Annotated in this window: 18 protein-coding genes; 14 read left to right on the top strand and 4 right to left on the bottom strand. The window is 43.7% G+C overall.

What is annotated here, in order from left to right; translation table 11 throughout:
* The first annotated feature begins 2 nt into the window (after nucleotides 1–2).
* Nucleotides 3–1,868 carry a signal peptide peptidase SppA gene (gene sppA, locus V7R55_RS06485; RefSeq protein ID WP_334058367.1) on the top strand — a complete coding sequence of 622 codons (1,866 nt, stop codon included), beginning with the start codon at nucleotides 3–5 and terminating at the stop codon, nucleotides 1,866–1,868.
* Nucleotides 1,869–1,934: 66 nt separating this feature from the next.
* Nucleotides 1,935–2,426: a SprT family zinc-dependent metalloprotease gene (locus V7R55_RS06480; RefSeq protein WP_334058465.1), complete on the top strand. Its 492-nt coding sequence runs from the start codon at nucleotides 1,935–1,937 to the stop codon at nucleotides 2,424–2,426.
* Between the two features lie 74 nt (nucleotides 2,427–2,500).
* On the opposite strand, the gene yfbV is transcribed toward V7R55_RS06480, so the two are convergent.
* On the bottom strand, nucleotides 2,501–2,950 hold the full coding sequence (gene yfbV, locus V7R55_RS06475) for a terminus macrodomain insulation protein YfbV (protein ID WP_334058365.1): 450 nt from the start codon (nucleotides 2,948–2,950) through the stop codon (nucleotides 2,501–2,503).
* A gap of 575 nt (nucleotides 2,951–3,525) precedes the next feature.
* Here yfbV and trxB point away from each other — a divergent pair.
* The 6 genes from trxB to V7R55_RS06445 all read left to right on the top strand — a co-directional run bounded on the left by trxB (nucleotide 3,526) and on the right by V7R55_RS06445 (nucleotide 9,013).
* Entirely contained in the window at nucleotides 3,526–4,491 is a 966-nt protein-coding gene (trxB, locus tag V7R55_RS06470; protein ID WP_334058363.1) for a thioredoxin-disulfide reductase, read from the top strand.
* A gap of 51 nt (nucleotides 4,492–4,542) precedes the next feature.
* Nucleotides 4,543–5,289 (top strand): leucyl/phenylalanyl-tRNA--protein transferase, encoded by a 747-nt coding sequence (gene aat, locus V7R55_RS06465; RefSeq protein WP_334058361.1) that lies wholly within the window; start codon nucleotides 4,543–4,545, stop codon nucleotides 5,287–5,289.
* Complete coding sequence (locus V7R55_RS06460; protein WP_334058359.1) at nucleotides 5,286–6,008, top strand: arginyltransferase; 723 nt, start codon at nucleotides 5,286–5,288, stop codon at nucleotides 6,006–6,008. The genes aat and V7R55_RS06460 overlap by 4 nt, the downstream gene beginning before the upstream one ends.
* 75 nt (nucleotides 6,009–6,083) lie before the next feature.
* Nucleotides 6,084–6,302, top strand: coding sequence for a translation initiation factor IF-1 (infA, locus tag V7R55_RS06455; RefSeq protein WP_008844395.1), 219 nt, complete (start codon nucleotides 6,084–6,086; stop codon nucleotides 6,300–6,302).
* A gap of 104 nt (nucleotides 6,303–6,406) precedes the next feature.
* Nucleotides 6,407–7,635, top strand: a protein-coding gene (locus V7R55_RS06450) for an IS3 family transposase (protein WP_334058357.1) whose coding sequence is annotated in 2 segments (ribosomal slippage) — nucleotides 6,407–6,758 and nucleotides 6,758–7,635 — 1,230 coding nt in all. Because the reading frame shifts where the segments join, the coding sequence is not laid out codon by codon here.
* Between the two features lie 166 nt (nucleotides 7,636–7,801).
* Nucleotides 7,802–9,013: an IS256 family transposase gene (locus tag V7R55_RS06445; RefSeq protein ID WP_334058461.1), complete on the top strand. Its 1,212-nt coding sequence runs from the start codon at nucleotides 7,802–7,804 to the stop codon at nucleotides 9,011–9,013.
* A gap of 76 nt (nucleotides 9,014–9,089) precedes the next feature.
* On the opposite strand, the gene clpA is transcribed toward V7R55_RS06445, so the two are convergent.
* Together clpA and clpS are read right to left on the bottom strand one after the other, a co-directional pair.
* Entirely contained in the window at nucleotides 9,090–11,366 is a 2,277-nt protein-coding gene (gene clpA, locus V7R55_RS06440) for an ATP-dependent Clp protease ATP-binding subunit ClpA (RefSeq protein WP_334058356.1), read from the bottom strand.
* 24 nt (nucleotides 11,367–11,390) lie between these two features.
* Nucleotides 11,391–11,711 (bottom strand): ATP-dependent Clp protease adapter ClpS, encoded by a 321-nt coding sequence (gene clpS / locus V7R55_RS06435; protein WP_334058354.1) that lies wholly within the window; start codon nucleotides 11,709–11,711, stop codon nucleotides 11,391–11,393.
* Between the two features lie 245 nt (nucleotides 11,712–11,956).
* Between clpS and cspD the strand changes: the two genes are divergently transcribed.
* Nucleotides 11,957–12,175, top strand: coding sequence for a cold shock domain-containing protein CspD (gene cspD, locus V7R55_RS06430; protein WP_014949330.1), 219 nt, complete (start codon nucleotides 11,957–11,959; stop codon nucleotides 12,173–12,175).
* A gap of 560 nt (nucleotides 12,176–12,735) precedes the next feature.
* On the opposite strand, the gene V7R55_RS06425 is transcribed toward cspD, so the two are convergent.
* The gene (locus V7R55_RS06425) at nucleotides 12,736–14,955 is read right to left on the bottom strand and encodes an NADP-dependent isocitrate dehydrogenase (RefSeq protein WP_334058353.1); all 2,220 of its coding nucleotides are present in this window, start codon (nucleotides 14,953–14,955) and stop codon (nucleotides 12,736–12,738) included.
* Between the two features lie 513 nt (nucleotides 14,956–15,468).
* Between V7R55_RS06425 and V7R55_RS06420 the strand changes: the two genes are divergently transcribed.
* From V7R55_RS06420 to V7R55_RS06400, 5 genes are all read left to right on the top strand, one after another.
* Nucleotides 15,469–16,011 (top strand): pseudouridine synthase, encoded by a 543-nt coding sequence (locus V7R55_RS06420; RefSeq protein ID WP_334058351.1) that lies wholly within the window; start codon nucleotides 15,469–15,471, stop codon nucleotides 16,009–16,011.
* Nucleotides 16,012–16,414: 403 nt separating this feature from the next.
* Nucleotides 16,415–17,524 carry a tRNA 2-thiouridine(34) synthase MnmA gene (gene mnmA / locus V7R55_RS06415; protein ID WP_438823580.1) on the top strand — a complete coding sequence of 370 codons (1,110 nt, stop codon included), beginning with the start codon at nucleotides 16,415–16,417 and terminating at the stop codon, nucleotides 17,522–17,524.
* Nucleotides 17,524–18,150 (top strand): high frequency lysogenization protein HflD, encoded by a 627-nt coding sequence (hflD, locus tag V7R55_RS06410; protein ID WP_334058349.1) that lies wholly within the window; start codon nucleotides 17,524–17,526, stop codon nucleotides 18,148–18,150. Before mnmA ends, hflD begins: the two co-directional genes overlap by 1 nt.
* Before the next feature lie 13 nt (nucleotides 18,151–18,163).
* Nucleotides 18,164–19,531 (top strand): adenylosuccinate lyase, encoded by a 1,368-nt coding sequence (purB, locus tag V7R55_RS06405; protein WP_334058347.1) that lies wholly within the window; start codon nucleotides 18,164–18,166, stop codon nucleotides 19,529–19,531.
* A 104-nt stretch (nucleotides 19,532–19,635) separates the two neighbouring features.
* A complete protein-coding gene (locus V7R55_RS06400; RefSeq protein ID WP_334058345.1) occupies nucleotides 19,636–20,484 on the top strand; it encodes an adenylate/guanylate cyclase domain-containing protein in 849 nt (282 codons plus the stop codon).
* Nucleotides 20,485–20,589: the final 105 nt, after the last annotated feature.

The raw sequence follows: 20,589 nt of genomic DNA, 5'->3' as shown, positions 1-20,589 counted from the left end.
AAATGGCAGCCAAAGGAAATTGGACAAAATCCTTGTTTATTGGCTTGTGGACGGTGCTTAACTTCACCCGCAAACTTTTCTTTAATTTGATATTCATTGTTATTTTTGTTGGATTGATTATCGCCATTGCCGGTCAGGACGATGAGCCGTTGTCAGTGAATAAAGATAGCGCACTGTTTCTTACGCTTAACGGTAAGCTAGTCATTGAAAAAGAAAGTATTGACCCGTTTGAACAGTTTTTGCAGGAATCGCTTGGCAGTGAGCCTGAAAACCCAGAAGTGCTTGTTCGCGATGTTGTAAAAGTCCTGGAGAATGCCGAGAAAGACCGACGTATAAAAGCCCTAGTGCTTGACCTTCACGGGCTAACAGGTGGCGGTTTAGATAAACTGCGCAGTGTTGCTAACGCTATCGACGCATTTAAGGAATCAGGAAAACCCGTTTACGCCATCGGCGATTACTTCTCGCAAGACCAATACTATTTAGCAGCTCACGCAGACAACATCTATTTAAACCCAATGGGCGGATTAATGTTTGAGGGCTACGGGCGCTACGGCATGTACTTTAAAGACATGCTAGAAAAACTAAAAGTAACAACACATATCTTCCGTGTAGGAACGTATAAGTCTGCTGTTGAGCCTATCATGCGAAACGATATGTCTGAAGAAGCTAAAGAAGCTGAAAAGCAATGGTTAGACGGCTATTGGGCACAATATAAAGCTGACGTTGCAACCGCTCGCGGTATCGATGAAGCAAATTTCGATGAAACTCTTCAAGGCCTTTTGGCAAAGTTTGAAGCGGCAGGTGGTGACTTTGCTCGTTATGCCCTAGAAAACAACTGGGTTGATGCGCTGAAAACTCGCGAGGAAGTGAGATTAGAATTAACCGAGTTAGTGGGCGAAGGTGATAACAACCATGGGGTGAACCTCACTACATTTAAATCGTACCTTAAAGTTGTTAATCCACCTATGCCTGTTATTGAGTCAGACATGGATAAAGTGGCTATTGTTGTTGCTAAAGGAACTATTTTAGACGGCAATCAAAAAGCAGGCTCGATAGGCGGAGACAGTACCGCTCGCCTATTGAGAAAAGCGCGCTTAGATGACAACGTGAAAGCTGTTGTACTTCAAATAGACTCGCCCGGTGGCAGTGCGTTTGCCTCTGAAATCATTCGCCAGGAAGTTCTACAGCTTCAGCAAGCCGGTAAGCCAGTTATCGCGTCTATGAGCACTTACGCAGCATCTGGTGGTTATTGGATAGCGGCAAGTACTGACAAAATAATTGCAAGCCCAAGTACTATTACAGGCTCTATCGGCGTGTTCGGTATGTTCATGACATACGAAAATTCACTCGACTATTTAGGCATTCACAGTGATGGTGTGGGCTCAACGGAACTTGCTGGTTTCTCTACTGTACGCCCTCTTGCACCAGAGTTTGGTCAAATTCTTCAGCGTAACGTTGAAAACACCTACGGCAACTTTTTATCTCTAGTGTCTAACGCTCGAGGTATGTCAGTTGAGGAAGTGGATAGCGTTGCACAAGGTCGTGTATGGATTGGTGAAGATGCAATTGAACTAGGTTTAGTTGACCAGTTAGGAACACTTGATGACGCTGTCGCTGCCGCCGCAGAGATTGCAGAACTTGAGAACTATGACACTTTATATGTACAGCGCACGTTAACCGCACAGGAAATTTTCTGGAAAGAGTTTTTCGGTCAAGCTATGACGTTTGTAGGAAAGTGGCAGTTTGCTCACGCCGACTCGTCACTAGTTAACGAGTTCAAGCGAGTACTTAAAGAGTTTAGTTTAGTGAATAAGCTAAACGACCCTAAAGGCACCTACGTGCTTTGTTTACCTTGTGATGTCGAGTAGTTAACATTAAATACAGTTAACATTAGATTCAGTTAACTATGCAAAGACATAGAGTGAGGCAGGAACATCGCTTCAAATGATTTAAGTAATGAACAGCGTCGCGTTATTACCGACGCTGTTTTTTATTGTTTTGAACAAGCAGAGCGTTACTTCAACCGAACGTTTGAACGTCCTACCATTACGTTTAGACGTTCAGGTAGGAATGCTGGCACGGCGTTTTTACAGCAAAACCGCCTGAACTTTCACCCTATTCTTTTCAAAGAAAATGTCGATACCTTCATAAACGATGTGATACCTCACGAAGTAAGTCACTTATTGGTGTGGACGTTATTTGGAAAGGTTCAACCTCATGGCAAAGAATGGCAATCGGTTATGCAAAGAGTTTATAACCGTACACCTGCCGCTACACACCAGTTCGATGTGAAACGTGTAACTAAAACCTTTCAATACGTTTGCGACTGCGACAACTATGCACTATCTACGCGAAGACATAATAATATCTTAAAAGGTGCGCAGTATAGATGTCGAAAGTGTCAGAGTTTGCTGCGAGCCGCCTAAACGTTATCCATTTCAGAGGTAACGGCAAACCGAACTTTTACAGGCTACATCCGTTTTGGTTTAGGTGTCTAAATCTAATTAAACCAATGCTTAGTGAACGCATTGTCTAAGTCATTGAAAGCAGTTTTAAGCAGTTGAGCTAACTCCTTGTACTTAGGCTTAGATTTAGCATTACTGATATTCACTCCTTGGATGCGCATTTTAGAATGAATTTCCTGATACCAGCTTTTTAGCTGTGGTGGAAGATATTGATCTGAGCGATGTCCTAACCATAGCAAGCCCTGCATGGGTAAGCTTAGAAAGAAAGCGCCTATTGTTATGGTTTGTGGAAGGTAATCTGTGCCTAAATTTTGATATAAAAGTGCACACGACACCATAGCAAGCGGCGGCATCGTTTTAATGCCAAACTTGGTGGCGGCAACAACCCTGCACTCTGGGAAGAAAGCGTAGAGTTCTTTTCTCACAGGCCATGTCTTCATGTACTGCTGACCGTTTTTCAACATTGTCATTACTGATTGAGACATGGTTAACCTCTTCGTTCTCTGGGTGGTATAGTTAAATTGTAAACCGCTTTTTATCTATTACAATTCACTTGCGTCATTTTTACGAGTTTTCTTTCGTACGTTTTATACAAAGCGTTCAGGACGCTGACCGCAAATGACCTCGAATATTCTATCAAACAAGGTAACGTTCTGGTTAATTAAGTTTAATTCGGTATAGAGCGTTGCGCTTAAACTGACCGTCTACTATTTGTTTACGTTCGTGCTTAGTGTTTGGATGCCTTTCAGTGAATAGTCTTAAAAGGTACTACAAAGTTAAAGAGACCTTAATAATCAAAAGGTATAAATTGGCCTCATCTTTAAGTGACATTTTTTGCGCATGAAGGCATCATATAGCGCTTTAGCCTGAGCAGTGCGTTGCATATATTTGTTGTGTCTTTTATTAAGCAACTGAATGAAACCTGCAGAAATTGCGTTGGCAGATTACTATAATAAAACAAACTGGGTATTGTGCTTGATTTACAAATTTTTGCCCCTACCTAGCTTTCTAAGAGAATTTTATAAGTAGCCCGTGATGGGTGAATAATTTGGAGAGGAAAATGGCAGAAAGCAGACACGTCCGTCTACTTATCTTGGGTTCAGGCCCCGCGGGTTATTCTGCAGCGGTTTACGCTGCACGTGCAAACCTTGAACCTGTATTGTTAACTGGTATTCAACAAGGCGGACAGCTTACTACCACCACAGAAGTTGAAAACTGGCCGGGCGATCCAGAAGGGCTTACTGGTCCTGACCTAATGGTTCGTATGCAAAAGCATGCTGAAAAATTCGATACCGAAATTATTTTCGACCATATCAACAAAACTGACTTTTCTAAGCGCCCGTTCACCCTTTATGGTGACAGCGGTACCTATACCTGTGACGCACTAATCATTGCAACAGGCGCTTCGGCAAAATATTTAGGCCTAGAGTCAGAACAAGCGTTTATGGGTAAAGGTGTATCTGCCTGTGCAACCTGTGATGGTTTCTTCTACCGCAACCAAAAAGTAGCGGTTATCGGTGGTGGTAACACGGCTGTTGAAGAAGCACTTTACCTTTCAAACATTGCGTCAGAGGTACACGTTATTCACAGAAGAGACAGCTTTAGAAGCGAAAAAATTCTAGAGAAACGTCTTCGCGATAAAGCTGAAAACGGGAACGTGGTACTCCATCTAAACCGTACGCTTGATGAAGTGCTGGGTGATGAAATGGGCGTAACTAAGGTTCGCATTAAAGATACCAACAGTGATGCAACAGAAGAGATTGATGTAATGGGTCTTTTCGTTGCTATCGGCCACAAGCCAAACACTGATATCTTCGATGGCCAACTAGAAATGAAAGATGGCTATATCGTAGTGAATAGTGGAACTAACGGAAACGCAACCCAGACTAGTGTTGAAGGTGTATTTGCCGCGGGTGACGTGAGCGACCACATTTATCGCCAAGCTATAACATCAGCCGGAACTGGCTGTATGGCTGCGCTTGACGCCGAAAAGTACCTAGACGGTACTATGCCTGAGCAAGGTTAAAGTTCTGCTCTTAAGCCCTACAATCCTGTGGGGCTTTTTTCTGGCTGAATTATGATAGCGTTACACTACATAGAAGAAGGCGCCCCCTTCCCTGCTGTCGATACCGCATTGGAAGATCCTAACGGCCTGTTAGCGTTCGGTGGCGACCTCAGCCCAGCCCGTTTATTTTCAGCTTATTCGCAGGGAATATTCCCTTGGTTTAGTGACGATGAACCTTTGTTGTGGTGGTCACCTGACCCCAGAGCCATTATCGAACTTGACAATTTTGTAGCATCGAAAAGCCTTAAGAAACTCGCTCGTAAGAAAAAGTATAGGGTAACCTTAAATCATGCGTTCGACCAGGTGATAGAGGCCTGTTCATCGACACCTCGTAAGAACCCCAATACGGGAGAGTTGAACAGCGAAACTTGGATAACCGATGACATGATTGGCGCCTATCGACAGCTTAATGGTTTGGGTTTAGCGCACTCGGTAGAAGTATGGAACGGAGATACACTAGTTGGCGGTCTGTATGGCGTGGGAATAGGAAAAGTTTATTGCGGTGAGTCTATGTTCCATACAGAAAGCAACACATCTAAGCTTGCTATGTTGGCTTTGGTCGAACATATGAAATCTCAAGATATGGCGTTTATCGATTGCCAGCTTCCTACTGAACACTTGTCGTCGTTAGGTGCTAACGTGTTACCGCGTGAAATCTTTATTGAAAAACTCGAAAATAACAACCACACTTTAACTGAAGACGGTAGGCTGTCTGAAGACTACCTTAATCGTTGGAAGCCAAGAGTGATTACTCCGTGAAGTTTGGTATAACGCAATCATTTTCATGTAGCTATTTGCCTGATGAGCAAGAGCAGTTGTTAGTGTACGCCGAAAATAATGATTTTCAGGCGTGGCGATATTCACAACTGATACAAGCGGGCTTCCGTCGAAGCGGCGAGCAAATTTACCGGCCCCACTGCCCTGCCTGCCAAGCGTGTAAATCAGTGCGAATACCGGTCCACGATTTCACGCCTTCTCGTAGTCAGAAACGGCTACTCAAAAGCAATAAGGGTTTTAGCGTTCAGCTCGTTGAGAAAACCAAATCAACGTACTATCCACTGTATGAGCGCTATATTACAGAGCGTCATGCAGATGGCAGTATGTATCCGCCATCTCAAACCCAGTTTGAAAATTTTGTATTATGTGAGTGGATGACAACTCATTATTTAGAGGCCTATGATGGCGACAAGCTCATTGCAGTCGCTGTAACGGATATCGTTGATGCCAACGAGCACATGGGAGCGCTTTCTGCGCTTTACACGTTTTTTGACCCCGACTATAGTTCAGCCTCTTTGGGTACTTGGATGATATTGATGCAAATTGAGCAAGCAAAGAGTTTAGGCCATCGATACGTTTATCTGGGGTACTACGTAGATGGCTGTAAAAAAATGTCTTATAAACATAAATTTTCGCCATTTGAGCAGTTTAGTGACAATGAATGGCATCTATTTAGCAAAAATAGTAAAATAGACACTTAATTGCTTTACACCGCACCCAAGATTGGGTAAGGTCTGCGCGGCAAAAATTTTGAATTACTGAGGTAACTGCTTTACATGGCAAAAGAAGATTGTATTGAAATGGAAGGTACTGTGTTGGACACACTACCTAACACTATGTTCCGCGTTGAACTAGAAAACGGTCACGTAGTGACTGCACACATCTCTGGTAAAATGCGCAAGAACTATATCCGTATTCTTACTGGCGATAAGGTCACCGTCGAGATGACTCCTTATGATTTGACTAAAGGTCGTATCATTTATCGCGCAAGATAATGAGCCATTTAAGCGGTAACGCATAAAAAAGCCCGATTAATATCGGGCTTTTTCGTATCTAGTTGTCCCGTCCTAAAATACGTTGACATAAAGAGGACTTCTTTATGACAACTTCAAGTAATCAAAGACCTAAGCGCACACAGCGTGATTACACATTAGCTTTTAAATTGGGTGTAGTTGAGCGTGTAGAAAAAGGCGAATTCACTTATAAACAGGCACAAGCTCACTTCGGAATACAAGGAAGGTCGACGGTACTGGTTTGGCTCAGAAAGCATGGTAGACTCGACTGGTCGAAACCATTTCAGCATCCACTTATGCCAAGTTCAAAAGAAACACCAGCCGAAAAAATAAAACGCCTCGAGAGAGAATTAGCTGACGAAAAGCTCCGTAATAAAATCCTTAATGGAATGGTAGATATTATGGATAACGAGTATGGAGCGGGTCTCAGAAAAAAGTACTTATCCGGTACGTCTGGCAAGCCAAAACAAGAAAAGAAATAAATTTGGCGGCAGCATGCCGGGTTGTGGGAATATCGAGACAGTCGGTTTACCAAGCTGTTTCTCGCATGGAATGTAGAAGAGCAGAGCTATCGATAATTAAAGATTGGGTACTTTATTGGCGCAAGTATATGCCACAAATAGGGACGCGTAAGCTCTATAAACTTATAAAACCAAAGTTGGTTGAGCATGGGATTAAACTAGGTCGAGATGGCTTTTTTACTTACTTAAGGAGCGAGGGACTACTCGTTAAGCCAAAGAAGAGCTTTACCAAAACTACATTCAGTAAACATTGGATGAAAAAGCATCCAAATTTACTTAAGGAAGAAGGTCTGCATAATGCAGAGCATGTGCTTGTTAGCGATATCACCTATCTCGAATCCGACCAAGGTGTACACTATCTATCGTTAGTAACAGACTCTCGCACGCGTAAAATTGTAGGGCACCACTTGAGCTTGGATATGAGGGCTGAAAATGTAGTCAAAGCACTGAAGATGGCCGTCAAAGATAAACGATATGCAGGTAACAGTGTTCACCACTCAGACAGAGGGCTACAATACTGTTCAGCTGTCTACCAGAATGAGTTGAATGCGAATGGGATCCAGCCTTCAATGACAGATGGTTACGACTGTTATCAAAATGCATTAGCAGAACGAATAAACGGTATACTCAAGCAAGAGTTCTTAATCTATCGGTGTAAAACGATAGAGGAATTAGACATACTTGTTACCGAATCAATCAAGATTTACAACGAAATGAGACCGCACCTTAGTTTGGGCATGAAAACTCCCAACCAAGTGCACGATCGAAAAGGCCAGCTACTAGAGCTGGCCTAAAAACTGTCAACCTATCTTAGGACGGGTCAAGTGATTACAGCGTCAAAATGAAAGTGTAGCGCTAAGATAAACAACGTCTGTTGTATCGCCTAAGAGACTGTAACTAATTTTGTGTAACTGCCTATCTCAATTTACTCTATAGAGAGTTAAGGATAGGCAGATGAACATGAATAAGAAAGAGCTTGAAGCTTTCGCAAAGGAAGCGGCCAAGGGAATTAAAACTCCTGAGGACTTAAACGAATTTAGTCAGATGTTGAAGAAAATCACCGTTGAAGCGGCTTTGAACGCAGAAATGGATGAGCATCTTGGCTACGAGAAAAATCAAAAGTCTACGTCATCAAACAGTCGCAACGGTAAGAGCACCAAGCGAGTTAAAACCGAAGATGGCGAGTTTGAACTTGATACGCCTCGCGACCGTGAAGGCTCCTTTGAGCCTAAGCTCGTTAAAAAGCATCAATCCCGTTTCACCTCCATGGACGATAAAATCCTCTGGCTTTATGCACAAGGCATGAGTACCCGTGAAATCGTCAATGCGTTTGATGAATGGTACGGTGCAGAGATATCGCCAACATTGATTTCTCGCGTCACTAATGCAGTTATCGAGCAAGTTGTGGAATGGCAGTCGCGCCCGTTAGATGCCATTTACCCGATTGTTTACCTCGACTGTATCGTGGTGAAAATACGACAGGATAAGCGCATCATCAACAAATCTATCTTCCTGGCCTTGGGCATCAATACCGAAGGCCACAAAGAGTTGATGGGCATGTGGATAGCCGAGAATGAAGGCGCTAAGTTCTGGCTAAACGTGCTAACCGAACTTCAACAGCGTGGTGTAGAAGACATCCTCATCGCCTGTGTAGATGGTCTCAAGGGCTTCCCTGATGCGATTAATGCTGTGTTCCCGCAAACGCATATTCAACTGTGTATCGTACACATGGTGCGTAACTCACTTAAATACGTATCGTGGAAGGACTATAAAGCTGTCACGGCAGATTTAAAGCGCGTATACCGCTCAGCAACAGAAGATGAGGCACTGCTTGAACTAGAACGGTTTGCTGAGACATGGGACGGCCAGTATCCTCAAATTGCAAAGTCATGGCGCACGCACTGGCATAATCTCAATACCTTGTTCAACTATCCCGAGGACATCCGCAAGGCGATTTATACCACCAACGCCATTGAGTCGTTGAACAGCGTTATCCGTAAAGCCATCAAGAAACGGAAAATCTTCCCCAGCGATGATTCCGCTAGAAAAATGGTGTACTTAGCAATAAAAGACGCCAGTAAGAAATGGTCGATGCCGATTCAAAACTGGCGTCAGGCGATGAGTCGTTTTATTATCGAGTTCGAGGAACGCCTCGAAAAGCACATTAACTAATGGCAGTTACACAGAATCTGTTACAGGCTCTCGCCTAACGCTACGCTAGGTCACTGCTTAGTATTAATGTGCTGTTCTAGCTTGGTTCTGCTTCTTCAGACTTAGCATCAACGCCTGAGTATTCAAAGGTAAGCTTGTCATCAACACAATCTACTTTCACATTTCCACCTTTAGATAGCTCACCGAACAATAATTCATTCGCCAGCTCTTTCTTAAGGTCGTCTTTAATAACCCGAGCCATAGGACGTGCGCCCATTGCTTTGTCATAGCCCTTCTCGGCCATGTAAGCACGTGCAGCGCTGGTTACCTCTAGCGAGACACCTTTAACGTCAAGCTGCGCCTGAAGCTCGATAATAAACTTATCAACCACCTGTAGAATAATCTCTGGCTCAAGGTGATTAAACCAAATAATTCCATCAAGACGGTTCCTGAATTCAGGGGTAAACACCTTGTTGATTTCAGACATTGCATCGTGGCTGTGGTCTTGCTGTTTGAAGCCTATAGACTTACGCACCGTCTCCTGCACACCTGCGTTGGTGGTCATCACCAAAACAACATTTCTGAAATCCACCTTACGGCCGTTGTTATCTGTAAGTGTGCCGTGATCCATAACTTGAAGCAGAATATTGTAAATATCGCTATGCGCTTTCTCAATCTCGTCTAGAAGCACTACAGAATACGGATTTTTAATTACCGCGTCTGTTAACAAGCCACCTTGGTCAAACCCAACGTAGCCTGGAGGAGCACCAATAAGACGGCTAACTGCATGGCGTTCCATGTACTCAGACATATCGAAACGCACCAGTTCAACCCCCATAGTTTTCGCTAATTGTTGTGTTACCTCTGTTTTACCCACCCCGGTAGGGCCAGCAAACAGGAAACTACCAATAGGTTTTGCTTCATTTCCTAGACCTGAGCGCGATAACAAAATAGCGTCATTTAGCGTTTCTATGGCTTTGTCCTGACCGAACACCACCATCTTAAGGTTACGACCTAGGTTCTTGAGAACCTCTTTGTCAGACGCCGATACAGACTTCTCAGGGATACGTGCCATTTTCGCAATAATTTGCTCAATGTCGCCTACATTAATTGTCTTCTTGCGTTTAGACGGTGGCAACAGACGCTGGCTCGCGCCGGCTTCGTCCATAACATCAATCGCTTTATCTGGAAGATGACGCTCATTAATATATTTCGCTGACAGTTCAGCAGCCGCCTGAATCGCCTTTTGCGTAAAGCGCACATTGTGGTGCTCTTCATAGCGACTCTTGAGCCCAAGCAGTATCTTGGTCGTATCGCTTACGCTTGGTTCAGTCACATCTACTTTTTGGAAGCGACGAGCAAGTGCACGATCCTTTTCAAAAATACCCTGGTACTCTTGATAGGTAGTTGAGCCAATGCAGCGAAGTTCGCCGCTTGATAGTTTAGGCTTGAGCAAGTTAGACGCATCCATTACGCCGCCTGAAGCCGCTCCAGCACCAATGATGGTGTGTATTTCGTCAATAAACAGAATTGCATGCTTATCTTTGCCAAGCTCTTTCAAAATCGCTTTTAAGCGCTTTTCAAAATCTCCACGATATTTGGTGCCAGCTAACAGGCCACCCAAATCCAATGAATATACGGTGCTCTCTGCAATAACATCAGGTACGTCATCGTTTACAATCCTATACGCTAGGCCTTCGGCTATTGCAGTTTTACCTACACCAGCTTCACCCACAAGTAACGGATTGTTTTTACGGCGACGACACAGAATTTGAATGGTGCGTTCTACTTCTGCATCGCGACCGATAAGTGGGTCAATTTTTCCATCTTTCGCATGACGATTTAGGTCAGTAGCATATTTACTTAATGCAGAACCGCCCTCTTCACCTGATTCACCTTCCTCAGATGCTTCGGGATTAACTGGCTCATCGTCATCCGATTTACTAACGCCGTGACTAATAAAGTTCACAACATCTAGACGAGTTACATCAGCTTTCTTTAGGATGTAAACCGCCTGCGACTCTTGTTCGCTAAAAATAGCAACTAACACATTGGCGCCGGTCACTTCATCTTTGCCTGACGATTGAACGTGAAATACCGCACGCTGAAGAACACGCTGGAAACCTAGCGTTGGCTGTGTTTCCCGTTCGTTTAATTGGTCGTCCAAAATAAGTGGCGTGGTATCTTTAACAAACGATAGGAGTTCGCTTTTAATTGCCTCGATATCGGCACCACACGCTTTAAGCGCATCACGAGCAGCTGAGTTATCAAGCAATGCCAACAACAAGTGCTCAACCGTCATAAACTCGTGACGGTGCTCTCTGGCAAATACAAACGCATCATTTAACGTTTGTTCTAATTCTTTATTTAACATATTGCTCGCCCTCTACAAAAAACCTTATGCTTGCTCCATCGTGCACATCAGCGGGTGCTGATGCTTGCGTGCGTACTGATTAACCTGCATCACTTTTGTCTCTGCTATCTCAGCAGTGAAAATGCCACACACGGCTTTTCCTTCATAATGAACGGTCAGCATAAGTTGGTTGGCTTTCTCATCATCCATATTGAAAAATTTTTTGAGTACCTCAATGACAAAATCCATCGGTGTATAGTCGTCATTGTTTAACAACACTTTATACATGGGAGGCGGCTGCGGCTTTTGTCGCTGCGCGTCTTTTTGTTTTTCCTTTTCGATACTAATAGCGTTGTCTTTACTCATAACTTAATAATAGTGGTATACCGGCGCTTATGTGTACAAACTTTTGTATAAATTTATTCACATTTGCCCTTGACATAATATGGTTAAAAAATCTACATTTTGTATTGTGGTTTTGAGTATTGCACGTTTGTCACTCTAAAGCAGTCACTTTAAAGTTTCTATAGTCAATACTCTTTCCACCGTGTCTCCGGATCTATAATGGGGGCAGATACTCGTGAGTTCAAGGATTAAGAGGAAGTCGAAGTATGGCGGTTGGCAAAGTTAAATGGTTTAACAACGCAAAGGGTTTTGGATTTATCGTGCCTGAGGATGGTGGTGAAGATATTTTCGCACATTACTCTACGATTCAAATGGAAGGCTATCGTTCGCTAAAAGCAGGTCAGGAAGTGACGTTCGAAGTTCAGCAAGGCCCTAAAGGTCTTCACGCTGAGAACATTGGCTTCAAAGAAGAACCAGAGCGTTAAAAAAGAATTTAAAAAGCCTGACCCTTGCGTCGGGCTTTTGATTTTCTTGCTATAAGCTTTTGCTATGTGGAAATTATTTTGGCGTTATTGGACGTCAGATATTTTGGTGTCTTTGAATTGTCTAACAGAGTGCTCTAAAACCCTTCTATCCCTAAAGCTTTTAAGCCCTTCCTTTTCGTTTTATTATTAATTTTTAAGATTACACACTTACCAATATTCCTATAACTCGTTTGCGCGAACTGTTGTCCGTAGACAGGCAACGCGCTAAGTTTTCAATTTACGTACTTTCACATTTTTTTATAGCCAGTATATATCGCGCTCTTTATTGTTAAGCCATTTACTAATTTTGCCAACCTAGTAATTTAAAACCTTCCTAATATACGAACTTTACTCTCCCCTTTTGTCACCCTTTTTCACTTAAAAACTGCATAAAAAAAGCCCGCTTACATCTGCAAGCGGGCTTTCAAAATGTATTTAGATAACACTAACAGTTGTCTAAATAAGCTTACGTGATTGCAATAATACAATCGCGTCTAAACGCTATAATTACGGTCAAAAATCTATGCGCCAAGAATCGCTTTTAATGTCTGGCTAGGAGACATTGTTGCGAAAAGCTTATCTTCGTCTGGGTAGTAGTAACCGCCAATTTCTTGAGCGCTACCTTGAGTCGAATCAATTTCAGCCAAGATGTCATCAATTTTTGCAGATAACTCTTCATACACTGGCTTAAACTGCGCTGCTAAGTCTGCATCTTCAGTTTGGTTTGCTACTTCTTCAGCCCAGTATAGACCTAGGTAAACATGGCTACCACGGTTGTCAAGTTGGCCTGCTTTGCGAAGTGGCGACTTACCGTTGTTAAGTAGCTTCTCAGTTGCCTTATCAAGGGCAGTTGCAATTACCTTTGCTTTAGTATTGCTGTGTTTAATCGCAACGTCTTCTAGCGATACCGCTAGCGCAAGGAATTCACCGAGTGAGTCCCAACGCAAGTGACCTTCTTCAACAAACTGTTGTACGTGCTTAGGTGCACTACCGCCCGCACCAGTCTCATAAAGACCGCCGCCAGCCATCAATGGAACGATTGATAGCATTTTAGCACTTGTACCCAGCTCTAGAATTGGGAACAAGTCAGTTAGGTAGTCACGAAGTACGTTACCTGTTACTGAAATAGTATCTAGACCGCGAAGTGCACGTTCCATGCTGTAGCGAATAGCGCGTACAGGAGACATAATTTGAATGTCTAGGCCATTGGTATCGTGGTCTTGCAGATACTTTTCAACTTTCTTGATAAGCTGCGCGTCGTGAGCACGCTCATCGTCTAGCCAAAATACTGCAGGCATGCCCGATTGACGTGAGCGGGTCACTGCTAGCTTAACCCAATCTTGAATAGGTGCATCTTTCACCTGACACATACGCCAGATATCACCTTCTTCAACATCGTGAGAGATAAGAACGTTACCGTCTTGGTCAACAATTGATACCGTGCCATCTGCTTCTAGCTCAAACGTTTTATCGTGAGAGCCGTACTCTTCGGCTTTTTGCGCCATTAGACCAACGTTAGGTACTGTACCCATTGTTGTTGGATCGAATGCACCATGTGTCTTACAGAAGTTAATAACTTCTTGGTAAATAGTGGCGTAGGTACTTTCAGGGATAACCGCTTTAGTATCGTGCGCCTTTCCATCTGGTCCCCACATTTGACCAGAGTTACGGATCATTGCAGGCATAGACGCGTCTACAATCACGTCACTTGGTACGTGAAGGTTAGAGATACCTTTGTCAGAGTTAACCATCGCAATTGGCGGACGGTCTGCATAACACGCGTTGATGTCTTTTTGAATTTCAGAACGCTGGCTTTCAGGTAGGCTAGCGATTTTGTCGTAAACGCTACCAAGACCATTGTTCGGATTTACACCAAGCTCTTCAAACAGGTCACCCCATTTGTTGAATAGATCTTTGTAGAACACTTTCACACAGTGACCGAATACGATTGGGTGAGACACCTTCATCATGGTCGCTTTTACGTGTAGTGAGAATAGAACGCCTGTGTTCTTCGCATCTTCAATTTGCTCTTCGAAGAACTCGCACAGCGCTTTTTTACTCATGAACATGCCGTCGATCACTTCGCCAGCGAGCAGGTCTACGCGAGGCTTGAGGGTTTTCTTGCTACCATCTTTGCCAGTAAATTCAATGCTAACGTGACCGTCTTTTTCTACTGCCACTGACTTCTCACCCGAGTAGAAGTCACCGCCGCGCATGTGCGCTACGTGTGAACGAGATGCTTGAGACCACTCACCCATTGAATGCGGGTGTTTGCGCGCATAATTTTTAACAGCAGTAGGCGCGCGACGGTCTGAGTTACCTTCACGCAATACTGGGTTAACCGCACTGCCTAGTACCTTACCGTAACGCTCACGAATCTCTTCTTCTTCAGAGTTTTTTGGTGCATCAGGAAACGCTGGTACGTTAAAGCCTTTATCGTTTAATTCTTTAATCGTTGCACGAAGCTGAGGAATTGAGGCACTGATGTTTGGAAGCTTGATGATGTTAACGTTCGGGTCTTGGGTCATCTCACCCAGTTCAGCTAACGCGTCTGGCACTTTTTGTTCTTCAGAAAGGTACTCAGGAAAATTTGCCAATACACGCGCAGCTAATGAAATATCGCTTAGCTCAACGTCGATATCTGCAGCTGCGGCAAACTTCTGGATGATTGGAAGAAGTGAATAAGTCGCCAGCATTGGCGCTTCATCAGTCTTCGTATAGATGATCTTAGACTTGGTCATTATATACCTCAATTTTTTCGACAGGGTACTGTCGTCTTTAGTCCATTAGGTCGCAACAACCCGTAACATGTTTCATGTTACGCCCACAGTCATTGCGAAACGTATTTGATGTTTTCCACCTTTTGCTTTTATTAAGCATTAGGTCACTTGCTGTTTTCTTCCCCACACATTATTCAATTCCCTATGTTAGCAATAAGACCCTCGTAGCCATGCGCTTAACTTAATAGTTACACAAAGCGGCGAAGTCTGATGTACAAGCAAGCCCGCTTGTCACTGCTAAAACTGTCTAATAATTATGCAGATGCGCTCTCTTATAAAAATGGGAGCGACCATTAGTATAGGGTCGAAAGTTTGAGTTACAAGTCATACCATTGTCTTAGCACATAAGATCACCGAATTTATCGACAAACTACCGTGCACAAACGGCTATTTGTGCTGAATTTTCTCAAGCGCGTTAATTCGATTTAAAGTAAAATCCCCTCGATATCTCGACATTCAACAAGCGGAAGTAACATGTCTTCAAACGCCAAAGTGGTGCTATTTAATAAGCCTTTTCAAGTTCTTTCTCAATTCACCGATGCGGACGGTAGAGAGACGCTAAAAGATTATATAGATATTCCCGATGTCTACGCAGCGGGGCGTCTAGACCGAGATTCTGAAGGCCTCTTAGTACTGACTAATGATGGTAAGCTTCAACACAAACTTGCAAACCCCAACGCCAAGACGAGCAAAACCTATTGGGTGCAGGTGGAAGGTGTTATGGACGAAAAAGCAATGCAGGCGCTTCGCGATGGTGTCGAATTAAAGGACGGCATGACCCGCCCAGCAAAAGTAAAAGCGATGAAAGAACCTGATGTTTGGCCAAGAAACCCACCTGTGCGCTTTCGACAATCTATTCCAACTAGCTGGGTGGCAATTACCATCACAGAAGGCAGAAACCGACAAGTAAGACGTATGACAGCGCATGTAGGTTTCCCTACCCTTCGCCTCATAAGATATCGAGTAGGCAGCTGGACCATAGATGGTATTGCAAATGGCAAATACGTGACTTTTTGATGATAAAAGCAATTCCCATGCTTGAATTCAACTTTGACGACCACACTAATGTGGCACCGAGAAGCTGGAAATATATCAACCGATAGGCCTTGCTGTGCCTTGTAGTACTCATTAACGTACAGAGACATTTGTGCATTGAGAACCAAGCATGCTCACGCACATATTTAATTACTTAATCAGATAAGGATTAAATGTGAATTACCGATCGGAATCTGATAAAATCCGCGACCTCGAAAACAGACCTATTTATTCTTGGTAACTTACGTTAAAGCTCACATAGTAGCTTGGTGAAATAGCCCAGCAAATGAGTAACTGTATTGGCAAATTCATAAGTATGTTAATGCATGACACCATGGGCAAATAAGGTTTCTTTTTTATTAATTAAATGAGTGTGCAATCCGTAGTGAGTGATATTGAATCTAACGCCAGCAAAAAAGTGATCGTCGGTATGTCCGGCGGTGTCGATTCGTCTGTTTCAGCCTACCTGCTCCAACAGCAGGGCTATCAGGTTGAAGGTCTTTTCATGAAAAACTGGGAAGAAGATGATAACGATGAATACTGTGCCGCCGCGGAAGATTTAAAAGATGCCCAAGCGGTTGCTGACAAGCTTGGTATTGAGCTACACACTATCAACTTTGCTGCTGAGTACTGGGATAACGTGTTCGAGTATTTTTTAGAAGAATACAAAGCAGGCCGTACTCCCAACCCAGACATAATGTGCAACAAAGAAATTAAGTTTAAAGCGTTTCTTGAGTTTGCAGCAGAAGATCTTGGCGCAGACTATATTGCCACGGGCCATTACGTTCGTCGCCGTGAAGTAGATGGAAAATGGCAAATGTTGCGCGGTCTCGACAACAATAAAGACCAAAGCTACTTTCTGTATACCCTGGGCGAAGAACACGTTGCTAAAACCCTTTTCCCTGTGGGCGATATTGAAAAGCCATTGGTGCGCAAAATCGCGGAAGAGCAAGGACTTATTACTCATGATAAGAAAGATTCTACAGGGATCTGTTTTATCGGCGAACGAAAGTTCAAAGACTTTCTAGCTCGTTACCTTCCCGCGCAGCCTGGCGTTATCGAAACCGCCGAAGGTGAAGAAATTGGGCAACACGAAGGCTTGATGTATCACACTTTAGGTCAGCGTAAAGGCCTTCACATTGGCGGTTTAGCTAAGTACGGTGATGATCCTTGGTATGTTGTTGATAAAGACGTTGCCCGCAATGTACTTATTGTTGGCCAAGGTGCTGATCACCCTCGCCTTTATTCAAAAGGGTTAGTAGCCAAGCAGCTGCACTGGGTGGATAGAAAAGCGATTATCGAGCCTATGCGCGCGGTGGTAAAGACGCGTTATCGTCAGGCGGATATCCCCTGTACTATCACGCCAACTGAAAACGACACCATCGAAGTTGTGTTTGACGAGCCACAAAAAGCGGTAACACCGGGCCAGTCGGCGGTATTTTACAGTGAAGAAGTCTGCCTTGGCGGCGGAATTATCGAGAGTTACATTCGCTGATGCTAGATACCGATATAGAAAACAATTTGGCCCTAGCGGGGGTATGTCAAGCTGCTGCGCTAGTGCAGCAGCTAGCCAGACGAGGCTCTGCTGAAAACGAAGCTATCGAAGCAAGTTTATCAAGCATACTGGTTACCGACCCAGAAACTCCCCAACAGGTGTTTGGGCAACTGTCTAATCTAAAAACCGGTTACACCACTCTTGCTGCACAATTATCTGACAAGCAAGCAACGAAAGACACAGAGCTAACGCGCTATATCGCAAGCATCTTAGGTCTTGAAAGAAAGCTAGCCAGAAAGCCTAAAGCTATGCAGGAATTGGGCGAACGTATCTCACATGTTCAACGACAGCTTGCGCACGTTGACTTTCAAAATCCGCAAATTGTGTCCTCATTAGCAAGTATTTACAGCGATATCATCAGTCCGTTAGCTCCGCGTATTCAGGTGGCGGGCAACCCAGATTATTTGAGCCAACCTGCTAATCAGCACAAAGTGCGTGCCCTTTTACTTGCGGGCGTAAGGGCAGCGGTAATGTGGCGTCAGATGGGCGGTAAACGAAGAAACATATTATTTAAACGCAAACACATTCTTAACAGTGCTGTTAAAGCACTACGATTAATAAACTAGTGAGGAGCTTAAGGTGGAACTGAGTCAGTTAACTGCAATTTCCCCTGTCGATGGTCGATATGCTGGCAAAAGCGTAGAATTACGCAGTATTTTCAGTGAGTACGGCTTGTTAAAATACCGTGTAGAAGTAGAAGTACGTTGGTTACAAATGCTTTCTACTAACCCTCAAATTGAAGAAGTTCCTGCCTTTTCAGACACGTCAAATGCGCTATTAGACCAAATTGTTGCTGGATTTAGCGTTGAAGATGCTATGCGCATCAAAGAAATTGAGCGCACTACAAATCACGACGTAAAAGCCGTTGAATACTTCCTTAAAGAGAAAGTAGCTGACAACAGTGAGCTTTCTGCGGTTAACGAGTTCATTCACTTTGCGTGTACGTCTGAAGACATTAACAACCTTTCACACGGTTTGATGCTTCATGAAGCCCGTGAAACGGTTATTCTTCCTTACTGTGACAAATTAATCGAAGCGCTAGTAGAACTTGCCAAGCGTTATCAGAATGTACCTATGATGGCCCGTACCCACGGTCAGCCTGCCTCGCCTACTACTATGGGTAAAGAGATGGCAAACGTGGCTATTCGATTGAAGCGTCAGCGCAGTCAAATTGCGAACGTTGAACTGCTCGGCAAGATTAACGGTGCTGTAGGCAACTACAATGCGCACTTGTCGGCCTATAAAGATGTAGATTGGCACGATGTTTCAGAGAAGTTCGTTACCTCACTTGGCCTTACCTGGAACCCGTTCACTACGCAAATCGAGCCTCACGATTATATCGCTGAATTGTTCGATGCTATTGCCCGCTTTAACACCATTCTTATCGATTTCGATCGCGACGTTTGGGGTTACATTGCACTTGGTCACTTTAAGCAAAAAACAGTGGCTGGCGAAATTGGCTCATCCACTATGCCGCATAAAGTTAACCCTATCGATTTTGAAAACTCAGAGGGTAACCTAGGTTTAGCCAATGCTATCTTTGACCACCTTGCTGCAAAACTGCCAATCTCTCGCTGGCAGCGTGACCTTACCGATTCAACGGTTCTTCGTAACCTTGGCGTAGGTGTAGGATATGCGGTTATCGCTTATCAAGCCACGCTAAAAGGTATTAGTAAGCTAGAAGTTAACGAGCAAAGCTTGCTTAACGAACTAGACAACAACTGGGAACTATTAGCAGAGCCTATTCAAACAGTAATGCGCCGTTACGGTATTGAAAAGCCATATGAGAAACTTAAAGAGTTAACTCGTGGTAAGAAAGTAAATGCTGAGGTTATTGCCGAGTTTATCGATAATTTAGACATGCCTGATACTGCGAAAGCAGAGCTAAAAGCCTTATCGCCAGCAACTTACATTGGTGATGCAATCAGGCTGGTAGATCAGTTATAAGGGCTACGCCTTTCCAATACACTAAAAACGCGGTCAAAATACCGCGTTTTTTTATACCTACTTTTTATTTAACCGTTAAATGGATATTAATTGGGAGCATGTAGATGGACTTACACAATACTGGCGATACTGAGGGTGTCGTGCCGAAAGAGCACAACAGTCCAGCGTTTGGCAGCTATTACGCCTTTACCTTCCAAGAAAATAAAAATGGAGAAAGCGGTGAAAGTAATGCTCCTAGACTAAAACATAAGGTGCACAACGCCGTTGTGATCTTTTGTGATCTGTCGAATTACCAATGTCTGGCGGAGCAATACGGTGACATGATGTGTACTGGTATTGTAGAAGCACTATTTAGTCAATTCGATAACATCGCCAGCGAGTTTCAGCTCATACCTTTAAAAACCAACGGGGACCAGTACATTGCAGTAGGGTTTTGTTGCAACAATAGTCTTGTTGAACCTTCTTTATACTACGCATATCAAGATGAACCTGGAATTACTTTCAAAGAGGTTGCAAATCATGCTATTGAGTTTGCAATGAAGACCCGTGATCAGGTCAGTAGCAACACCTTGCTAGTATCTACAAGTTGTCAGCTTCGCGTAGGTATTGCTTCAGGTGCTCTACTCATGGGCTTCTCTTCACGCATATCTGTCGGCTTTGATATCTGGGGATCAACCGTAAACAAGGCAGCAATGCTAGAGCAATTTACCGCTCCTAACACTATCGCGATATGTGATACAACTTACCACATGCTCAGCACCTCTTCCGTTAAAGCGTCTAAACCAGTAACCGAAGGATCCGCTTATCTCACCGAAAATACTCCCGCCCTACATGAGAAGGATAGAAAAGCAGCGAACTGCTGCGACCCACTGTTAAAAAATATGAGCCTACACAGGTGTTATCACACTCAGATTAAGGTCAAAAATGATTCGTTAAATGCCTATATCTTTTAAAGAAGCCCACTAAGGTGGCATTCCCTTTTTCAATAATCGATAATGCCGCTTAGACACTATTCCCCTCGTTTAAACGCTACGTTTACGCTTTCGCACATGTAGTGC

The sequence above is a fragment of the Alteromonas sp. S005 genome (genome assembly GCF_036864475.1).
Classification (GTDB): Bacteria; Pseudomonadota; Gammaproteobacteria; order Enterobacterales; family Alteromonadaceae; genus Alteromonas.
This window is presented reverse-complemented; position numbering and strand designations above follow the sequence as displayed.